Origin of the sequence: Sporosarcina sp. ANT_H38 (genome assembly GCF_008369195.1) — a bacterium.
GTDB lineage: Bacteria > Bacillota > Bacilli > Bacillales_A > Planococcaceae > Sporosarcina.
Window position 1 is genome coordinate 339,622 of sequence record NZ_VOBC01000001.1, and the last position, 18,549, is coordinate 358,170.

14 protein-coding genes are annotated in these 18,549 nt (G+C 38.9%); 10 read left to right on the top strand and 4 right to left on the bottom strand.

Going from position 1 to position 18,549, the window contains the following annotated elements; translation table 11 throughout:
* Nucleotides 1–335 precede the first annotated feature (335 nt).
* The 4 genes from FQ087_RS01755 (at nt 336) to FQ087_RS01770 (ending at nt 5,245) form a co-directional block, all read left to right on the top strand.
* The gene (locus FQ087_RS01755) at nt 336–1,076 is read left to right on the top strand and encodes a metal ABC transporter ATP-binding protein (protein WP_149578843.1); all 741 of its coding nucleotides are present in this window, start codon (nt 336–338) and stop codon (nt 1,074–1,076) included.
* Nucleotides 1,073–1,933 (top strand): metal ABC transporter permease, encoded by an 861-nt coding sequence (locus tag FQ087_RS01760; protein ID WP_149578844.1) that lies wholly within the window; start codon nt 1,073–1,075, stop codon nt 1,931–1,933. Before FQ087_RS01755 ends, FQ087_RS01760 begins: the two co-directional genes overlap by 4 nt.
* Nucleotides 1,934–1,966: 33 nt before the next feature.
* Nucleotides 1,967–2,899: a metal ABC transporter substrate-binding protein gene (locus tag FQ087_RS01765; RefSeq protein WP_149578845.1), complete on the top strand. Its 933-nt coding sequence runs from the start codon at nt 1,967–1,969 to the stop codon at nt 2,897–2,899.
* An 864-nt stretch (nt 2,900–3,763) separates the two neighbouring features.
* Nucleotides 3,764–5,245: an aldehyde dehydrogenase family protein gene (locus tag FQ087_RS01770; protein ID WP_149578846.1), complete on the top strand. Its 1,482-nt coding sequence runs from the start codon at nt 3,764–3,766 to the stop codon at nt 5,243–5,245.
* Nucleotides 5,246–5,303: 58 nt separating this feature from the next.
* Here the strand turns inward: FQ087_RS01770 and FQ087_RS01775 are convergent, their stop codons facing one another.
* Nucleotides 5,304–6,512 (bottom strand): CdaR family transcriptional regulator, encoded by a 1,209-nt coding sequence (locus FQ087_RS01775; protein ID WP_149578847.1) that lies wholly within the window; start codon nt 6,510–6,512, stop codon nt 5,304–5,306.
* 528 nt (nt 6,513–7,040) lie between these two features.
* Between FQ087_RS01775 and FQ087_RS01780 the strand changes: the two genes are divergently transcribed.
* From FQ087_RS01780 to FQ087_RS01795, 4 genes are all read left to right on the top strand, one after another.
* A complete protein-coding gene (locus tag FQ087_RS01780; RefSeq protein WP_149578848.1) occupies nt 7,041–8,198 on the top strand; it encodes an exonuclease SbcCD subunit D in 1,158 nt (385 codons plus the stop codon).
* Entirely contained in the window at nt 8,195–11,272 is a 3,078-nt protein-coding gene (locus FQ087_RS01785; protein ID WP_149578849.1) for an AAA family ATPase, read from the top strand. Before FQ087_RS01780 ends, FQ087_RS01785 begins: the two co-directional genes overlap by 4 nt.
* Nucleotides 11,273–11,810: 538 nt before the next feature.
* The gene (gene brnQ / locus FQ087_RS01790) at nt 11,811–13,166 is read left to right on the top strand and encodes a branched-chain amino acid transport system II carrier protein (RefSeq protein ID WP_149578850.1); all 1,356 of its coding nucleotides are present in this window, start codon (nt 11,811–11,813) and stop codon (nt 13,164–13,166) included.
* Nucleotides 13,167–13,353: 187 nt separating this feature from the next.
* Complete coding sequence (locus tag FQ087_RS01795; RefSeq protein WP_149578851.1) at nt 13,354–14,787, top strand: carbon starvation CstA family protein; 1,434 nt, start codon at nt 13,354–13,356, stop codon at nt 14,785–14,787.
* 55 nt (nt 14,788–14,842) lie between these two features.
* Here the strand turns inward: FQ087_RS01795 and FQ087_RS01800 are convergent, their stop codons facing one another.
* The 3 genes from FQ087_RS01800 to FQ087_RS01810 form a co-directional block, all read right to left on the bottom strand.
* Nucleotides 14,843–15,505, bottom strand: a complete 663-nt coding sequence (locus FQ087_RS01800) for a GntR family transcriptional regulator (RefSeq protein ID WP_149578852.1) — start codon at nt 15,503–15,505, stop codon at nt 14,843–14,845.
* A gap of 91 nt (nt 15,506–15,596) precedes the next feature.
* Complete coding sequence (locus FQ087_RS01805; RefSeq protein WP_149578853.1) at nt 15,597–16,172, bottom strand: VanZ family protein; 576 nt, start codon at nt 16,170–16,172, stop codon at nt 15,597–15,599.
* A 15-nt stretch (nt 16,173–16,187) separates the two neighbouring features.
* On the bottom strand, nt 16,188–16,706 hold the full coding sequence (locus FQ087_RS01810) for a GNAT family N-acetyltransferase (RefSeq protein WP_188006609.1): 519 nt from the start codon (nt 16,704–16,706) through the stop codon (nt 16,188–16,190).
* 127 nt (nt 16,707–16,833) lie between these two features.
* Between FQ087_RS01810 and FQ087_RS01815 the strand changes: the two genes are divergently transcribed.
* Nucleotides 16,834–17,430 (top strand): LysM peptidoglycan-binding and 3D domain-containing protein, encoded by a 597-nt coding sequence (locus FQ087_RS01815; RefSeq protein WP_255452114.1) that lies wholly within the window; start codon nt 16,834–16,836, stop codon nt 17,428–17,430.
* Nucleotides 17,431–17,609: 179 nt separating this feature from the next.
* Entirely contained in the window at nt 17,610–18,200 is a 591-nt protein-coding gene (locus FQ087_RS01820) for a 3D domain-containing protein (protein ID WP_149578855.1), read from the top strand.
* Nucleotides 18,201–18,549: the final 349 nt, after the last annotated feature.

Sequence of the window (18,549 nt, forward strand, 5' to 3'; positions counted from 1 at the left end):
ACAAAAAGAGGATGCCATAAAAATGGTGTCCTCTTTTTTTACAAGATAAATATAAGCTTTTCTACTTTGATCGGCTTCTAGATTTCCCTGGATAGACTTATCCCTGTCGCGTCTAGTGTGCCTTACGCTATTCTCGCAGTATAAATGGTTCCAAAACTAATACTTTACATTTTATCTGATATATCTTATTATGGAGTTAATAAAGTTTCCTGAGGGAAACAATAGTTCTGTTCATTTTTTTACCTATAAAGTTTCCCTAGGGAAAAAAAAATTTACTTTTGAAGTTTCCTTAAGGAAACTTCTGCATATAAATAGATGTATGGAGGTGTGTAAAAATGAAAGACGCAATTGTAGTTTCGAATTTACATGTATCGTATTTTGGGAAAGAAGTGTTACACGATATAGCGTTTACGATTTCTGAAGGGAAATCAATTGGAATCATTGGGCCGAATGGAGCTGGTAAGTCCACTTTGCTTAAAGTATTACTTAATTTGATTCCAGAAGATAAAGGTGAAATTACAATCCTTGGTTCGACACTGAAAGAAGTGCGTAAACGAATTGCCTACGTTCCGCAGCGTAGTACAATCGACTGGGATTTCCCGATTACAGTTAAAGATACAGTTCTTATCGGAACGTATCCAACAGTAGGGCTATTGAAGAGACCTGGTCGGAAAGAAAGAGAATTGGCTCTAAAATGTCTTGAAAAGGTTGATATGCTGGAGTTTCAGAATCGGCAAATTGGAGAGTTATCTGGCGGTCAGCAGCAGCGCGTTTTCTTGGCCAGAGCACTAGCTCAACAGGCAGACTTATTTTTACTCGATGAACCATTTGTTGGAATTGACGCTACAAGTGAAGAGATGATTGTCAACATTTTAAAGGAGTTGCGCGATGAAGGGAAAACAATTATTGTGGTCCATCATGATTTGAATAAAGCAGAAAAGTATTTCGATGAACTATTGTTGTTAAATAAGGAGTTAATTGCGAAGGGTACTGTGAAAGAAGTATTTACGCCTAAAATGATTTCAAAAGCGTACGGGGGACAATTATCATTTTTAGATGGGGTGATGGAAAAATGATACATTTCTTCGAAGCTGTTATGCAATATGGTTTTCTGCAAAAAGCGCTTATTACTTCTGTTATGGTTGGTATCATTAGTGGCGTCATTGGTTGTTTTATTATTTTAAGAGGAATGGCTCTTATGGGGGATGCGATATCTCATGCTGTGTTGCCTGGTGTCGCCATTTCTTTTATGCTTGGTATCAATTTCTTTATTGGGGCGGTAATAACAGGTATTTTAACTGCGATTGGCATCGGGTTCATCAACCAGAATAGTCGTGTTAAAAATGATTCTGCGATTGGCATCATGTTTACAGCAGCGTTTGCCTCGGGGATTATCCTTATTACTTTCCTGAAGAGTAGCACGGATCTGTATCACATACTCTTTGGAAATGTATTGGCAGTAAGGCCTTCTGATATGTGGATAACGTTGATAGTCGGTATTTTCGTGTTGTTAAGTGTGTTTATATTTTATAAAGAATTGCTCGTCAGTTCGTTTGACCCCATTATGGCACAGGCATATGGGCTTCCTACTAAGATGATCCATTACTTTTTAATGGTTCTGTTAACGCTTGTCACGGTCGCATCGTTACAGACGGTGGGCATTATATTAGTTGTTGCGATGCTTATTACACCTGCTTCGACAGCTTATTTATTATCTGATCGACTGTCTGTCATGATATTCATTTCAGCCATATGTGGAACAATTTCGGCGGTAATTGGTTTGTATTTGAGTTTTACGTACAATCTGGCATCTGGCGCGACGATCGTTCTTGTTGCAACAGCTTTATTTTTCATAGCGTTTATTTTTTCACCAAAGCAAGGATTATTGTGGCGGGCTATTAGAACGAACAAACAAAAATCCGCTCTCTCATGAGTGATAATTTAAAAAAGGAAGGAAAGATACTACATGAAAAAAAGTATTATGCTTTTCGCAATGATCGTTGTTGGAACTCTGCTGTCGGCATGTAACCAAGGTACGACTGCCCCAAAAGAGAAGGGGGAAAAACTACAAATCGTTGCGACGTATTCGATTGTCTACGATATTGTGAAAAATGTCGGGGGCGATTTGGTCGATGTTCATAGCCTTGCACCGATTGGATCTGATCCTCACCAATATGATCCCCTTCCAGAAGACTTGGTTTTAACGTCGGATGCGGATGCTGTATTTTACAACGGGCTCAATTTGGAAGAAGGAAATGCCTGGTTTACGAAGTTGATGGAGACGGCTGGGAAGTCGGGTGAAGATGCTCCGGTATTTCGAGTAAGTGAAGGTGTTAAGCCAATGCTCCTCAATTCGTTAGACCATAAAGGGGAAGAAGATCCTCATGCTTGGCTCGATGTGCGAAATGGCATAAAGTACACTGAAAATGTCCGTGATGCATTAAAAAAATTAGACCCAGCCAATGCGGCTAAGTATGATGAAAATGCGGATGCCTATCGTGCAGAACTGCAAGCTCTTCATGAAGACATTATGCAAAAGATGAAGGAAATACCTAAAGAACAACGTATACTCGTAACAAGTGAAGGTGCGTTTAAATATTTCTCCGATGCGTATGATTTTAGTGCGGCATACATTTGGGAGATCAATTCACACCATGAAGGAACGCCTGAACAATTGACGAACATCATTTCTACAGTTACTAGCGAAAATGCTAAGGCATTATTTTTAGAAACTAGTGTCGATCCCCGAAGTATGGAGATGGTTTCAAGGGAAACCAATGTGCCGATTGCTGGGAAAATCTTTACGGACTCATTGGGGAAACCTGGCGATGACGGTGATACGTATATCAATATGTTGAAATGGAATGCAGATATGATTTTTAATGGTTTAAACAACTAATAGAATTATGAAGCAGGCAGGACTTTTACAAGAAAAGTCCTGCCTGCTTTTTAGTTCATATATGGACAGAAGCAAACAAAGATACAATTTTGGCTGCTCATGTTTTTTATATAGAATTATCCTTATTAAATTTTAAGATGTTACAGGCTATTGTTGTACTTGTGAGGAAATATACCGAATGACCATAATTTTAGCTTGAATTTTTGTATAGAATAACCATAGTTATCTATGGTGAAAAACTATAAGTTTAATAGTAGGGAATTGCTTGTAATGATTATTGCGAAAAAAATGGGTGATTTGTGAGTATTCAATTGAATAGAATGGCTCAAATGCCTTCTTATTTATCCACAGAAATAAAATAGAAAAAAGCTGCCATGAATAAAATCAGGAATGGATATCATTTATTTAGGAATCGGTGATGCTGATTTTTCACACTTGAATAGCGAATTATGGAAGTTATTTAGTCGCTTTCAAATACTAAAAATCAGTACAGATACTGGACATTTCACGCCTTTAGAATAAGCCGCTGCAATTGCCCTAAATAGTGAACAGCATAGAAACATTTATCCGGAAATGTATGACTGAAATGTTGAAAGGGCTTGAATCTATCGGGCTAAAGGGTAGATACACAAAGGTATTTTCTCCATTTTAGGCATGTTCATGAAAGCTGTACATCTACTGAATTTGTCATAAGTTTATTAGAAAGGCCTGATACCCGGTAATGCTTTTAGCCGGTCAGGATAAGGGGATCTCCGAATAGCCATATCTGTTCCAACTGAAAGACTATTCGAAGCGATAAACAGTATTAAAAAAGCTTACAGGTTGTTGTAACTATAAAATTATATATAAATTGGAGGAATGTATATGAAAAAGTATCTTAACTATATTGACGGTGAGTGGAGCGAATCATCATCAAGCAAATTTGTGGAGATTTTGAATCCGGCAAATGGAGAAGTGCTCGGAGAAGTTACACAATCGACGAAAGAAGATGTGGATCGAGCGGTACAGGCTGCAAAGAGAGCGCAAAAAGAATGGCGTCTAGTTCCAGCTCCAGAACGTGCAGAGTTTTTATATAAGGTTGCCTTCCTATTAAAGGAGCGCAAAGAGGAAATAGCACAAGTTCTTACGAGTGAAATGGGTAAAGTAATTGACGAAGCAAGAGGAGAAGTACAAGAAGCGATTGATATGGCTTTTTATATGGCTGGAGAAGGTCGTCGCCTCTTTGGTGACACGGTTCCTTCAGAACTTCGCAATAAATTTGCGATGAGTGTCCGAATTCCAGTTGGAGTTGCGGGCTTGATTACGCCTTGGAACTTCCCAATTGCAATTGCATCTTGGAAGTCATTTCCAGCACTTGTTACAGGAAATGCGGTTGTTTGGAAACCCGCAACTGAAACGCCAATCGTTGCTTTTGAATTTGCAAAAATTTATGAGGAGGCAGGACTACCAAAAGGACTGCTAAACCTTGTGAACGGTTCAGGAAGCGTAGTTGGAGATGCAATGGTAGAACATCCTGACATTGATTTGATTTCATTTACTGGTTCAAATGAGGTTGGTAGTGCTATCAATGCTCGCGCTGGGCAACTTTTAAAACGAACATCTCTTGAAATGGGTGGTAAAAATGCTGTAATTGTATTGGCAGATGCTGATTTAAATCTCGCTGTTGACGGGATTTTGTGGGGGGCATTTGGCACTAGTGGGCAAAGGTGTACAGCAACGAGCCGAATTATTGTTCACCAAGATGTTAAAGAAGAATTAGAGCAAAGACTTGTTCAGCGAATTGGGGAATTATCACTTGGCGATGGTACTGATGAATCAGTTAAAGTAGGTCCTGTCATCAATCGTTCTTCACTTGAGAAAATTCATGAGTATGTAAAAATTGGTCAACAAGAAGGGGCAAAACTACTGGCGGGTGGAAGTATCGTAACTGACAACGGCTTAGAAAGAGGGAATTTCTATGCACCCACAATCTTTACAAATGTAACACCAGAAATGCGAATTGCTAAAGAGGAAATTTTTGGCCCAGTACTATCCATAATTTCTGTGAAGAGTTTAGAAGAAGCTATAGAAGTAAATAACGGTGTTGAATTTGGTTTATCTAGTTCTATCTTTACCGCAGATGTAAATCTTGCCTTTCAAGCAATGAGAGATTTAGATACTGGAATTGTATATGTTAATGCTGGTACGACAGGAGCTGAAATTCACCTACCATTCGGAGGAACGAAAGGTACTGGGAATGGACATCGAGACTCTGGTGTAGCTGCACTTGATGTATATACAGAATGGAAATCCATCTATATTGACTACAGTGGAAAACTTCAAAGAGCCCAGATTGATAATTATTAATTCTTAGATTAAATTAAAAAGCTGCCATTCCGTTAAATAATACTTAGGGATGGCAGCTTTAATTTTTAAGTTTTGATTCTTCATAGCACTGGATTGCAGTATATAAAAGCATACATTGTTTGAAATCTCCTGTATCCAGGGAGGTGAATTCACGAATTCTTTCAAGACGATAAATAAGAGTGTTTCTATGAATGAACATATTACGGGAAGTTTCACTCAATTTTAAGTCGTATTTGCAGTATGCAATAAATGTCGAAGATAACATATCATAATTATCATGTTTAATTAAAGAGGAAATAATATTCAAGAGTTTTTCCTGGTAGTCAGCCGAAAGTTCTTTTGGTAGAAGGTGTAACATCATTTCGCGTTCATTGTATATATGAATAGAGGTATCTTTGTTTGAATTAAACCCAATGTTCATTGCTTTTTTTGCGTTTTGATATGACTTTGAAATTTCTGCTATACCTCTTCTAACATCACCAACAGAAATAATGGCAGAAACCTGATATTTTTTTTCAAGAAAATAATTCAACTTTTCAATTTTATCATCGAGACTCTCTACAAAATATAAATAGGCTTGGTGGGAGGGGAGGGATTTTATTATAATAAATCGTTCAATATTTAAAGCCGAAATAATATCTTCATCGCTTTCAATTAATATTAAGTTCAGGTAATCCAAAACTTCCCTCTGGAAATATTGGAAAGGAAAATCACCTAATAATCCTTCATATCCTTTTTTTGAAGTTATTTTTTCGGTTAGATGGTTAATATCGATTAATAGACAGACATGATCTGAATTTAGGTCAACTTTAAGTAGGGACGAGTATTGTAAAATATGTTCGTCAGCTTCATACTCTTTATAATGAATGATTTGATGGACGAAAACTTCGACCATTTTCTCTTTTAACTCCACTAGCTCTTTACTAAAAGCTTCCTGACACATCATTTCTACTTGGTTCTTAACTAGTTGCCCATATTTATCTACTTCTCTTGGGTCCCCAACAATACCAAGTACACCGATTACTTGATTATTGAACATAATCGGAACGGATACTCCAGGCAAAACTCTATTTTCAATTTCATCTTTGCAATCTAGCATAATATTTCTCTTTACGACTTCAAGTGATGGCTGATGAAAGATGCCGATCCGACTTCTATCCGTAGCCCCAATAATATACCCTTCATTATCGGTAATGCTAATCGGATATTGCAAAATTTTACTTGTCTTATCAACAATATCTTGCGCTACACGTTCCAGTGTTTTCATCTATGCAATCCTTCCCTAATGTCCCGAGTATATTTAGTTCTATAGGTAATAAACAAATACTCATTAGTAACTCTACCTATATTCGTCTGGAATGTCCATACCATTCCGAATAGTTTACTTTGTAGTTAATAAATCGTTTTATAAAACTCATTATTCACAATAGCAGGGGTCGTTCAATCTGGAAAAGTGGGTATAGGGGCTAGTGAAACATTAAGTAAGGCAAGTACTTTAGTAGCATCGCTCTATTCAGGATTTTGGTTTGTTGTGGCTTGCTATTTGGTCATCTTTTGAATCTGAAATATAATCTACTCCAGCACCATGATGCATACTTAGTATTTTCTACGCTTATAACGAGTGTATCTGCCTGTAATTCTAATATAAAATTAGACATTACAGCATTTATTTCAACATAGTCTGTCCAAGTAGCATAATCTACGGAAAAGCAGCCCGTTTGTGGGTTGCTTTTATTCGTTTTTGTAACGGTGTCCTGTAAAATAGTATAAAAGAACATTGAAAGGGGATATGAATATGAAATTTTTCCATACAGCAGACTGGCATTTAGGGAAGCTTGTTCAAGGCGTTTATATGACAGAGGGGCAGCGTTTTGTACTTGATCAATTCATTGAAGCGATCAGAGAAGAGAAGCCGGATGCGGTCGTTATCGCAGGTGATTTGTATGACCGAGCGGTTCCGCCGACGGAAGCCGTTGCACTACTTGATGAAATGCTTGAAAAGATTACCATTGAACTCGGGACACCCGTCCTTGCGATTGGAGGAAACCATGATAGCCCGGGACGTCTCCATTTTGGAAGCGGGTTAATGAGGGCAAATGGTTACCATATTACAGGTCAGATGACGAAAGTAATTGAACCGGTGATTTTGATGGATGAATACGGTGAAGTTCATTTTCATCTCGTACCATTTGCTGATCCTTCTGTAGTAAAACACTTGCATGACGATGAAACAATTGTGAACCATAACGATGCGATGAAAAAAGTGACATCAGCAATTCGTCAACAAATGGTGAATGGTGTTCGGCATGTGTTTGTTGGACATGCTTTTGTGACGCCTCACGGAGAAAGTGAAGCTAACACAAGTGATTCAGAACGTCCGCTTACAATTGGCGGTGCGGAATATGTGTCTGCCCATCTTTTTGAAGGATTCCACTATACTGCACTTGGTCACCTACATCAGGCACATTATGTGTTAAATGAAACAGTACGGTTTGCAGGTTCTCCGATGAAATATTCGATATCAGAAGAAAATCATAAAAAGGGATTTCTGATTATAGAACTCGATGCTGAGGGACAAGTATCTGTTGATAAGCGGGAGCTAGAGCCGAAGCATGATATGCGAACGGTAATAGGGACAATGGAAGACATTTTGTTGCATCCAGTAAGTGAGGATTATGTATTTGTAAAATTGCTGGATGAGACACCGGTTTTATTCCCTATGGAAAAAGTACGGTCTGTCTATCCGAATGCAATGCATGTTGAGCGGAAAATATTAATATCAACTACTGTTGCAACAGACGAACAACGAATGGAACACGGTAAACATGATGATTTAGCATTATTTAAAGCATTTTATGAAGAGATGAAGGGGGAAATGGCAGACGCGGAAACCGAAAAGCTGTTTGCACAAGTGCTTCATGAAGTTATGCACAGGGAGGAGACGGGACTTTGAGACCTATTAAATTAACGATGACGGCATTCGGGCCATATAAAGGGACAGAAATAGTCGATTTCAAAGAACTGAAAGATAATCAGTTGTTTGTCATTTCGGGTGCAACTGGCGCGGGGAAAACAACGATATTCGATGGGATTTGTTTTGCGCTGTATGGTCAGGCGAGTGGAGAAGATCGAATGGATAACCGAGCGATGCGCAGTGACTTCGCCGAGGATGTAGTCCAGACGTCAGTTGAGTTGATATTCGACATACATAATCGGAGATACCGTATCACGCGGCAAATTCCGTATGTGAAACAAGGGAACAAGACTGAAACGACTGCACGCTACGAGTTCTATGAAATAACGGATGACGGTGAATTACCGATTGTTGACAGGCAAATCGTATCTGAAATTAACAAGAAAGCAGAGGAACTGATTGGTTTCACACAAGCACAATTCAGTCAAATCGTCATGCTGCCTCAAGGGGAATTCCGGAAATTTCTCACCTCTGATACAGAAAATAAAGAAACGATCATGCGGAAAATATTTAAAACAGATAAGTACCGTGAAATTGTAGAACAGCTGAAAGTGAAGAAAGACGGTGCACAAGCGACCCTGAAGAAAGAAATGCAACTGAGCGAAGGGCATATTGGACAAATATCCTCCTTGCTACCGGAACGGGAGTCGTCGATTTTTACTGTACTGGAAAATGAACATTACAATGTGAATCAAGTTGTACTAGGGTTAGAAGAAGAACTTGTTTTTTATCAAGAAAAGACAATCGTTGTTAAACAGAGTTATGAAGAAGTTTACAAACAGCATACAAAAATGCAAGAAGCCTACCATGCTGCGAAAAATGTGAATGAACGCTTTGTTGAACTGCGGCAAAAAGAGGTTTCGCTAACTGAATTATCCGAGCAACTGCCGGTAATGGAACGGAAGGAACAACAGATTATTGATGCGGAACGAGCGGTTGCAATTGGTGAAATCGAGAGTCAGTTTCTTACGATGAAAGAGGAAGCTAGCGCGAAAGCCGACAACCTCAAGAAATCTGAGGAAGCAGTCCAACTAGCGACAGAAATAATGGGGAATGCTAAACAGCGTTTCGAAATTGAAGAAGGGCGTAAAGAAGAACGTGGAAAACTAACAGAAGTTTTGATGCGACTAAACGATTATCTCCCTGCAGTTTCAAGTTTAGCATCAAAAGAAGCTGCGCTTGATTTGATGAAAAAAGAAATTATCCGTTTGGAAAAAGAACTAGGAATATCCATCAAAACAGCAAGTGAAGAAGCTGAGAAGTTAGAAATCCTGAAATCGGAAATAGAAAGCTCTGAAGAAAGACTTGTTTCCTATGATGAACGACTTGATCAATTAAATGACATGACTCAAAAATGTAAAGTGCTGGATGAATTCATCGTCATCCAAAAACGGATTAACGTCCTGGAGAAAGAAAAGAATGACAATAAAATACGTTATGAAAATCGGGAAATGGAATGCGATAAGTTCGAAAAACTTTGGTTGGATAACCAGGCATCTATGTTGGCCGAATCACTTATAGACGGAGAGTCATGCCCGGTTTGCGGAAGCGAACATCATCCGGTCAAATCGCATAAAAAAACGGGAGAGAACATTTCTAGGGAACAGCTTGAAGTGAAAAAAGAACTGTTAAAAGAAGTAGAAGGTCAATACAGAAATACTACTATTACCTATCAAAATGCAATAGAACAGTTGGATGAAAAAGAAAAAGAATTGAATCTGTTAACTATAGAAGTGGACAATAATAATTTACAAGAGGATAAACAGAAACTGGAAACGGAAGTGACTAAGCTTCGTAATGAACGTAAAGTACTTATTTACCTAAAAGAGAAACTGAAAAAGCAAGAATTGATTACGTCACAGTTTATTGTGAAAAAATCTGATATGGAACGTGCATTGTTGCAACAGCAATCTTCCTACGATACGCAATTGGCTGTATTTAATATGACATTACAAACGATTCCAGTAGATGTGCGTGTACTTTCCATCTTACAAGAACGAATCTCCGAAACAGAAAAAAATAAGGCAGAATTAGACCTTGCATGGGAGGCTGTTCAAAAACTTAGGGATGAAGCTATACATCGGCTAACGACAGCGAAATCCGCGGAGGTTCATGCGAGTAAATCCTTAGATGAAATCATAGAGAAGAGAAATTATGCGGAAAACAGATTTAAAAAAGCGCTAAAAGAATCCTCATTTCTGACAGAAGAAGCGTATCGGCAGGTGATAATGAAAGAAGTGGATCGTAATTCTTTAAAAGAAGAAGTTGTAGCGTTCAAACAGCAGCTCCATACTGTGCGCGGAGCCGTAGAGGAATTGCGATTGATGCTAGAAGGCAAAGAAGTGGTGGATCTAGGAAATCTGGCAGCAAAAGTAATCGAATTGAAAAGTGTTTATGAAGCCGCACTGACTGATTATAATGCTTCGTCAGAATATGAAAAGACTGCATTTGGCTTGAAAGAGAAACTTGTCCAATCCTCTGAAAAAGTGATTGGGCTCGAACGAATATATGGGAAAATTACAGACCTTTACGACATTGTAAGAGGGCAAAATGGATTGAAACTATCTTTCGAGCGTTTTATTCAAATCGAATACTTGGAACGTATTATCCAATCGGCGAATGAAAGGCTGAAAGAAATGTCGAACGGACAATTTGTCTTAATCCGCAGTGACCGGCAGGAAGTTCGAGGTAGGCAAAGTGGATTGGGTCTTGACGTATATGATGCCTATACAGGCCAAACGCGAGATGTAAAAACGTTATCGGGCGGGGAAAAATTTAATGCTTCACTCTGCCTTGCTCTTGGCATGGCAGATGTCATTCAAAGTTTCCAAGGTTCAGTTTCGATTGACACCATGTTTATCGATGAAGGATTCGGTTCACTAGATGAGGAATCGTTGAACAAAGCGATTGATACGCTTATTGACTTGCAAAAATCAGGGCGTATGATTGGCGTTATTTCCCACGTTGAAGAACTGAAAGCTGCATTCCCTGCAATTCTCGAGGTGAAAAAAGCGAAAGAAGGCCATAGTCACACGAAGTTTAGCATAAAATGATTGGTGGAAGGCCTGTCAGCATGAACGTCATGCTGACAGGCCATTTTTATAGGTAAGGCACACATGTCCTTCGGTAAAACTGTCGAGTCTGGTCAAGGTTCATTACAGGGGTAGCCAAAGCGCTATTCAATGGAATTATTCATTCTTCCAAACAACTACATTTTTCACTTGAACATTGTAGGAACGCGATAGGCAACTATTTACAAAAGGATTACTAAGGAGGAATGAACTACTATTCCTCCTCCTTAAACCTGTTATGAATAGTTAGTCGAAAGCGGTCCGAAAATAGTCCAGTGAAAATAGGGGTTATCAAACCCTTCTCACCAGTATTTTATGCGAATAAATGGTAAATCAAAAGACATCTTTTACTATAATTTAACAACGACAGTGGTGAATTAAAAAATCCCTTTTTTTGAATATGAAAAACAAGGAAATGTTCAGGAATATATTGCATTTTACGAATAACAAGAGTAGTATTAATTTCAGCGATATATTGCATATATGTAATGTTATTCAACACCAAGGGGGAGCTGGAATTATGCAAAAGACACTGCCATTTTCATCGTATCTTGTAATTGGAGTCATGTTATTCGCATTATTTTTTGGAGCAGGGAATCTGATTTTTCCTGCACAGCTAGGGCAGTATGCAGGTACAAATATATGGCCTGCCGTAATTGGATTTTTAATCACAGGTGTAGGACTTCCGTTTCTTGGGATTTTGGCAATAGGCTTCTCAGGTAGTAGTAATTTACAGGATTTAGCGAGCAGGATTCATCCGGTTTATGCAGTGATTTTTACGTCACTTCTTTATTTAACAATCGGGCCATTTTTTGCAGCTCCTCGTACAGGTGCAGTTGCTTTTGATGTTGGGATATCTCCGTTTATCAGTGAAGAGTATACGCAAATTGGTCTAATCCTTTTCACGTTCCTGTTCTTTGGCATTACCTTATGGTTGTCGATGAATCCGGCAAAACTAGTCGATCGCATCGGTAAGATTCTTTCACCAGCAATTATCATTCTTCTTCTAGTATTGCTTTTCATGGTCGTTGTAAAACCGATGGGAGCGATTGGATCTCCGCAGGATGCCTATGTAGACGGGGCATTCATGAAAGGATTTATAGAAGGATATAACACAATGGATGCACTTGCGTCTCTTGTCTTTGGGATTATCGTTATCAATGTCATTCGCTCGATGGGTATTACGAGTAAACGTGGTATTTTAGCTGCGACTGCAAAATCAGGAGCGGTAGCAACTGCATTCCTTGCGATTCTCTATGTAGGGATTGCTTACTTAGGTGCAACGAGCACGGAAGCGTTCGGTCTATTTGATACTGGTGGACCTGTACTGAGCGCCACAGCCTCGTATTATTTCGGTGCGTTCGGCTCCGTGATGCTCGCAGTTATTATACTTCTTGCATGCTTGACGACTAGTATTGGGTTAATGATGGCTTGTGGAGAATACTTCCATTCAATCATGCCGAAAATTAGTTACAAAATATTTGTTGCTATTTTCACTACATTCTGTTTCATTGTCGCAAACTTTGGCTTGGCGAACATTATTACCTACTCGATTCCGGTATTAATGTTTCTTTATCCGTTAGCCGTTGTTTTAATATTATTAACTTTTACTTCGCCATTGTTCAACCACTCACGACTAGTGTATGTATCAGCAACAGTCGTTGCATTCATGATCAGTTCGATAGACGGTTTGAAAACACTTTGTCAATCGCTTGAGATAGACAACTTCGTATGGATGGCACCAATTGTTTCGTTATATGAACGTGTATTGCCACTCTATAGTGATGGTCTAGGTTGGTTACTTCCAGTCCTTGCAGTCATGCTAGTTACAGGAGTAGTTGCTCGTTTTCTAGGGAATTCAGCTGCACAAAATTAGAAAAATAGTGAGGATCTTCATCATTTTTTGTTAAGTGATGAAGCTCTTTTTTTAATGAAAAAAGAGTGGAAAATGCGCAATATAAACTGGAGCAATTATACTATTTTATAATGTTCCTGCTAGTTTCACGAGACTGATTACGTAAAATAATCAGTCTATTATTTTATACATAGAGGGGGAAGCGTAAATGGTAACGTTTTTTGCATCTTTGATAGTACTTTTCGCCGGCTACGCAATTTATTCAAAAGTTGTTGAAAAAGCGTTTGGCGTGAATGATGCCAGAGAAACACCGGCATACACCGTGAATGATGGTATGGATTATGTACCGATGAGCTGGTGGAAAGGATGGCTTATCCAATTATTAAACATAGCAGGGCTTGGTCCCGTTTTTGGTGCAGTTGCGGGTGCGCTGTACGGTCCAGTCGCATTCATATGGATAGTATTCGGATGTATTTTTGCAGGCGGTGTTCACGATTACTTTTCTGGAATGTTGTCTTTGAAACATGGCGGGGCACAATTCCCGACAATTGTAGGTAAGTACTTAGGGGGTTTTGCTAAAAAAGCCATCACAATTATTTCAATCGTGTTGATGATTCTTGTTGCTGCTGCATTCACTGCAGGACCAGCTCAGTTGATAGCACAAATTACACCGCTCAGTTTCATAGCGGCACTCATTCTCGTATTCGCTTATTTTATATTGGCTGCAATTTTGCCCATTAATAAAATCATTGGCAAAATTTATCCGATATTCGGTGCTATCCTGATATTTATGGCAGTTGCAATCGCTGTTGCCCTCGTTTTTGGCGGTCAGCCGATTCCGAATCTCACGATAGAGAACTTACATCCAGGGGATTTACCTATATGGCCGCTCCTAATGGTGACGATTTCGTGTGGTGCGATTTCTGGCTTCCACTCGACGCAAAGTCCAATTGTTTCCCGGACAATGAAAAAAGAATCGGAAGGACGTAAAATCTTCTATGGTGCAATGATTGCAGAAGGGGTTATAGCTCTTATTTGGGCGGCTGCAGGAATGACGTTCTTCGGAGGGACTGACGGTTTACAGGCTGCTTTAGCGGCTGGGGGACCTGCGGGAGTTGTTAATGAAATTTCAACTACGCTTTTAGGGACGGTTGGAGGCATCTTAGCAATTCTAGCAGTGATTATCTTACCGATTACGACAGGAGATACTGCTCTTCGTTCTTCTCGGATGATTGCGACCGAATCCATTTCTAAATGGGTGAATCCCGATAACAAAATCATCGTTTTAGGAACGACAATCGCACTTGGTGTACCGGTTTTTTTATTATCGACAATTGACTACACGTTTTTATGGCGTTACGTTGGATGGACGAACCAGCTCTCTGCAACAATCATGTTGTGGACTGCAGTTTCATTTCTGTTGAAAGCGGGTAAATCACATTATATTGCTGGCTTACCAGCATTATTTATGACAGGTGTAGTGTGTACGTATATTTTCTACGCACCTGAAGGATTCAACATGGACTACACAGTATCACTCATTCTCGGAGCAATCTTGACTGCGGGTGTTGCTGGCTTCTACGTTCGGCAGGTTATCCGCCACAAACATGCCGCTACAAAACAGGATTTCTTGGAATCTTGAACGATACAGAAGAAAAGCCGATTTCCTCATTAAGAGGGAATCGGCTTTTCTTATTTTAATTAGATTTTAAAGAATGGAATTCCTCGATCGCCCGCAGCCAATTCCCACGCATAATTGAGGAAACTTCCTCTGCGTTCCGATTCTTCAACGACATGATGATTTTACTATGTTCATCAATCGATTTTTCTGTCAAAATAATTGAGTTATGAAAGAATAGTCTTCTGACATGGGCTTGCAGCGATGCAACCATTGAATGGATATACGAATTATTTGCCACATCGACGATGATCTGATGGAACTCTTCGTCTATTTTTAAAGCGAAAAAATAATCTTTGGTATAGACTGCTTCAGCAAAACGTTCGTTTATGCTTTCAAGTAATGCAATTGTTTCCTCGGTTAGCTGAGAGATTGCAAGTTCAGCGGATAATGCTTGCAGAGCTGCAAGAGGGGGAAGAAGATCTGTAATAGACTCCTTATCCACTTCTGTCACTTGCGTTGCTTTTCCAGGATACATCTTCACAAACCCCTGCACTTCAAGAAGTTGCAGCGATTCACGAATAGGCGTCCTGCTAACCCCAAGCGCAGAGGCAAGTTCTGTATCATTCAACTTTTCACCTGGATGCAATGTCCCATCTATAATCCATTGCTGGAGTTGGTTAAACGCATTTTCCTTCGCGGAAATTCGAAGTGGCTTTGCATGATCTGTCGGTATCGGCACTGTGATTCACCATCCTATATATGTCATCATTACCCTAGTATACAATAAAGTGAGGCCGTTTGGAAGATATGCAATATATTACGTGAGAAAATCAACTTTTTTTCACTAGATAATTGATCCTTGGAAAAAGCTTTTTTGTGACAAGGTATAGACGATAGCCAAGCATGCATCCTACAGTATTTAACCACAAATCATCAATGTCGCTACTTCTTGCTTGGGACAATTGGATGGTTTCTATAAAGAGTGATATGCCTAATCCAAAGAGAGCCACTTTCCAGAACTGATTGAATCTGCTCCATAATAACGGAGTCATAAAGCCAATAGGCATGAAAATGAATATATTTCCTAAAAAATTAATAATAAATGGTTGCCAAAAATTCAATTCCGTGATGGCGTAATAATTATCTTGAAAAACTCTGAACGGAACAAGGTTTATGTTTGAAAAAGAGCGTGTGACATTTGGTCCTGTATAAAGAAATGTTAGTATCGTTTGTGAAAATAACGCCGTCATGAATAATAGAAAGATGACAACACCGATTTCGTGAATTAAATGGGGTTTCTCATAACCGCGCATTTTATTGTAAATGATGCGAAAGATGAGGATGATGGGCAAAGCACTAAGTAAATAAGGAAGCATTTCTGCGATATAACCTAAAATTGTTGTCATTTCAATCACCCTACTTTAATTTATCTCTCGGCAATACTTCATAGATATGTCTTGATCTTCTTCAGAAGTTCCATATGCAAGTTCTTCATGTTGGAAGATGAAGCCGCGCGCTTCGTAAAAAGGAATGCCATAGTTGTTACCTTTTGCGACAGAAACCCATTGTATTTTCGCACCGTACGTGTATTTTTGTATCTTTGTAAAGAAGTTGAGAAGTCGTGTGCCAATCCCCATACCACGCATTAATGGATCCAAATAGAAGACGTATACTTCTCCCGCAGTTTCACTCGTCATTCCGCCGCCGATAGCTCCGAGGATCTTTCCATTCGCTTCCGCTATAAAATAACCGTGCCATTCTTCACTTATAGAGACGATTTCCTGTTCAATACGTTGCACGGTATAATATTTTTCAATCAATTTAGTAATATAGTCTTTGGAATAAAGATGACCGTACGTAAACCATTGACTCTCTACGAGTACAGCAGTTATAGCTTCGGCATCGTTCATTGTAGCCTTGCGAATAATTATTTCCTTCATTACAGACACCTCTTTGCATGTAATAATACACATCCTGATTGTAATGGTAAAGGTAACTTCCTGTAATGTCTCTGTAATAATCGATTGTTATTATAAGTAATAGACTAAATAGCAGGGAGTAGAGTAATTGAAAAAATTAATAATGACGCTTATTCTTACGATTGCATTATTGGTCAGCGGGGCAAATGAAGGCTTGGCAGCTACCTCAAATTATACAGTGAAAAAGGGCAATTCGTTATATACAATCGCTAAGATGCATAACGTATCCATTTCTAATTTGAAATCATGGAATAACTTGAAGTCAAACATAATTCATCCGAACATGAAGCTTAAAGTTTCTTCTACAACAAAAGTAGTTAAAAAAGCATCAACATCAAAAAAAGTGAAAAAATCAGCTGCGAAAACGCCATCACGGTCTGACTCGGACAATGTGGTTAAAGAATTTACTGTATCGGCAAGTGCATTTACAGCAAACTGCAATGGATGTTCAGGTATAACAAAAACAGGTATCAATCTGAAAAGTAACCCTGATGTGAAAGTCATAGCTGTCGATCCAAGTGTCATTAAACTCGGTACGAAAGTATATGTAGAAGGCTATGGGTATGCAATCGCTGGTGATACGGGAGGCGCAATCAAAGGAAATAAGATTGATGTATTTTTCCCGACAAAAGGTGAAGCGTACAAATGGGGAAGAAAAGACGTAAAGATAAAAATACTAAATTAAATGATAAAGCGCCAACCCTCCGATTGGAGAGTTGGCGCTTATTTTGTATTGATTTACAGACAAATAGTCCCCATAATCTTGGTGGTTGATTGTAATGAAAAAGATAACTCATTGTAACGTTATTGTCACACAATTTGGGAATGCTTTCTCCTGAGAATAAAATACAAGGAGACGAGTAAATGAAAAACATGTTTTTGACACTAACTCTGACGATTATCTTATTGGTAAGTGGAGCAAACGAAAGTTTCGCGTCATCTTCAACGTATAAAGTGAAAAAAGGCGATACATTATACAAAATTTCTCAAATGCATAATACAACAGTAGCGAAATTAAAGTCATTGAATAATTTGAAGTCAGATATGATTTTTCCAAATCAAAAACTGAGTGTTGTTTCGATCGCTAAGAAATCTAAGAAAACAGCTGCAACGTCAAAAAAGCCCGCTTCAAAAACTATATCACGGTCAACGTCTACGAATGGCGTCAAAGAATTTACCGTTTCGGCAACTGCATATACAGCGTATTGTAACGGCTGTACAGGTATAACGAAAACGGGCATCAACTTAAGAGAGAACTCAGAACTGAAAGTAATTGCTGTAGATCCAAACGTTATCAAGCTAGGCACGAAAGTACATGTAGAAGGCTACGGATACGCAATTGCAGGTGATACGGGAGGTTCGATTAAAGGAAATAAGATCGATGTGTTTATCCCTACGAAGAGTGATGCCTATAAATGGGGACGAAAAAACGTCAAAATAACAATAATGGATTGAATAAGCGATCTGTCAGCTGTCCTACGGGGGAGTTGGCTTTTTTGTTTTCATCAGTGACTTGTATGTTAGTACTTAGTTGCATAAGAACGTTTGTTGAATAATATGATCATCTACCGGCGCTACGTCTATAGTTGCCTTTTGATTGCTTTGGATAGAATGACTTCTATACGATTAACTAGATACCAGGATATGTAGGGATGCGACTTTGTCGCATCCCTACACTTTTTTTCGGTAATCGTATGGTTGTCCTTCATCTGTCGCGCTCCAAATGCATAAGTACACAGAGTGCTGAAGCTTATTGGGATGAAAGAATAGCTTGTTTCTTACCTGGAGAAAAGCCGCCAAAGAT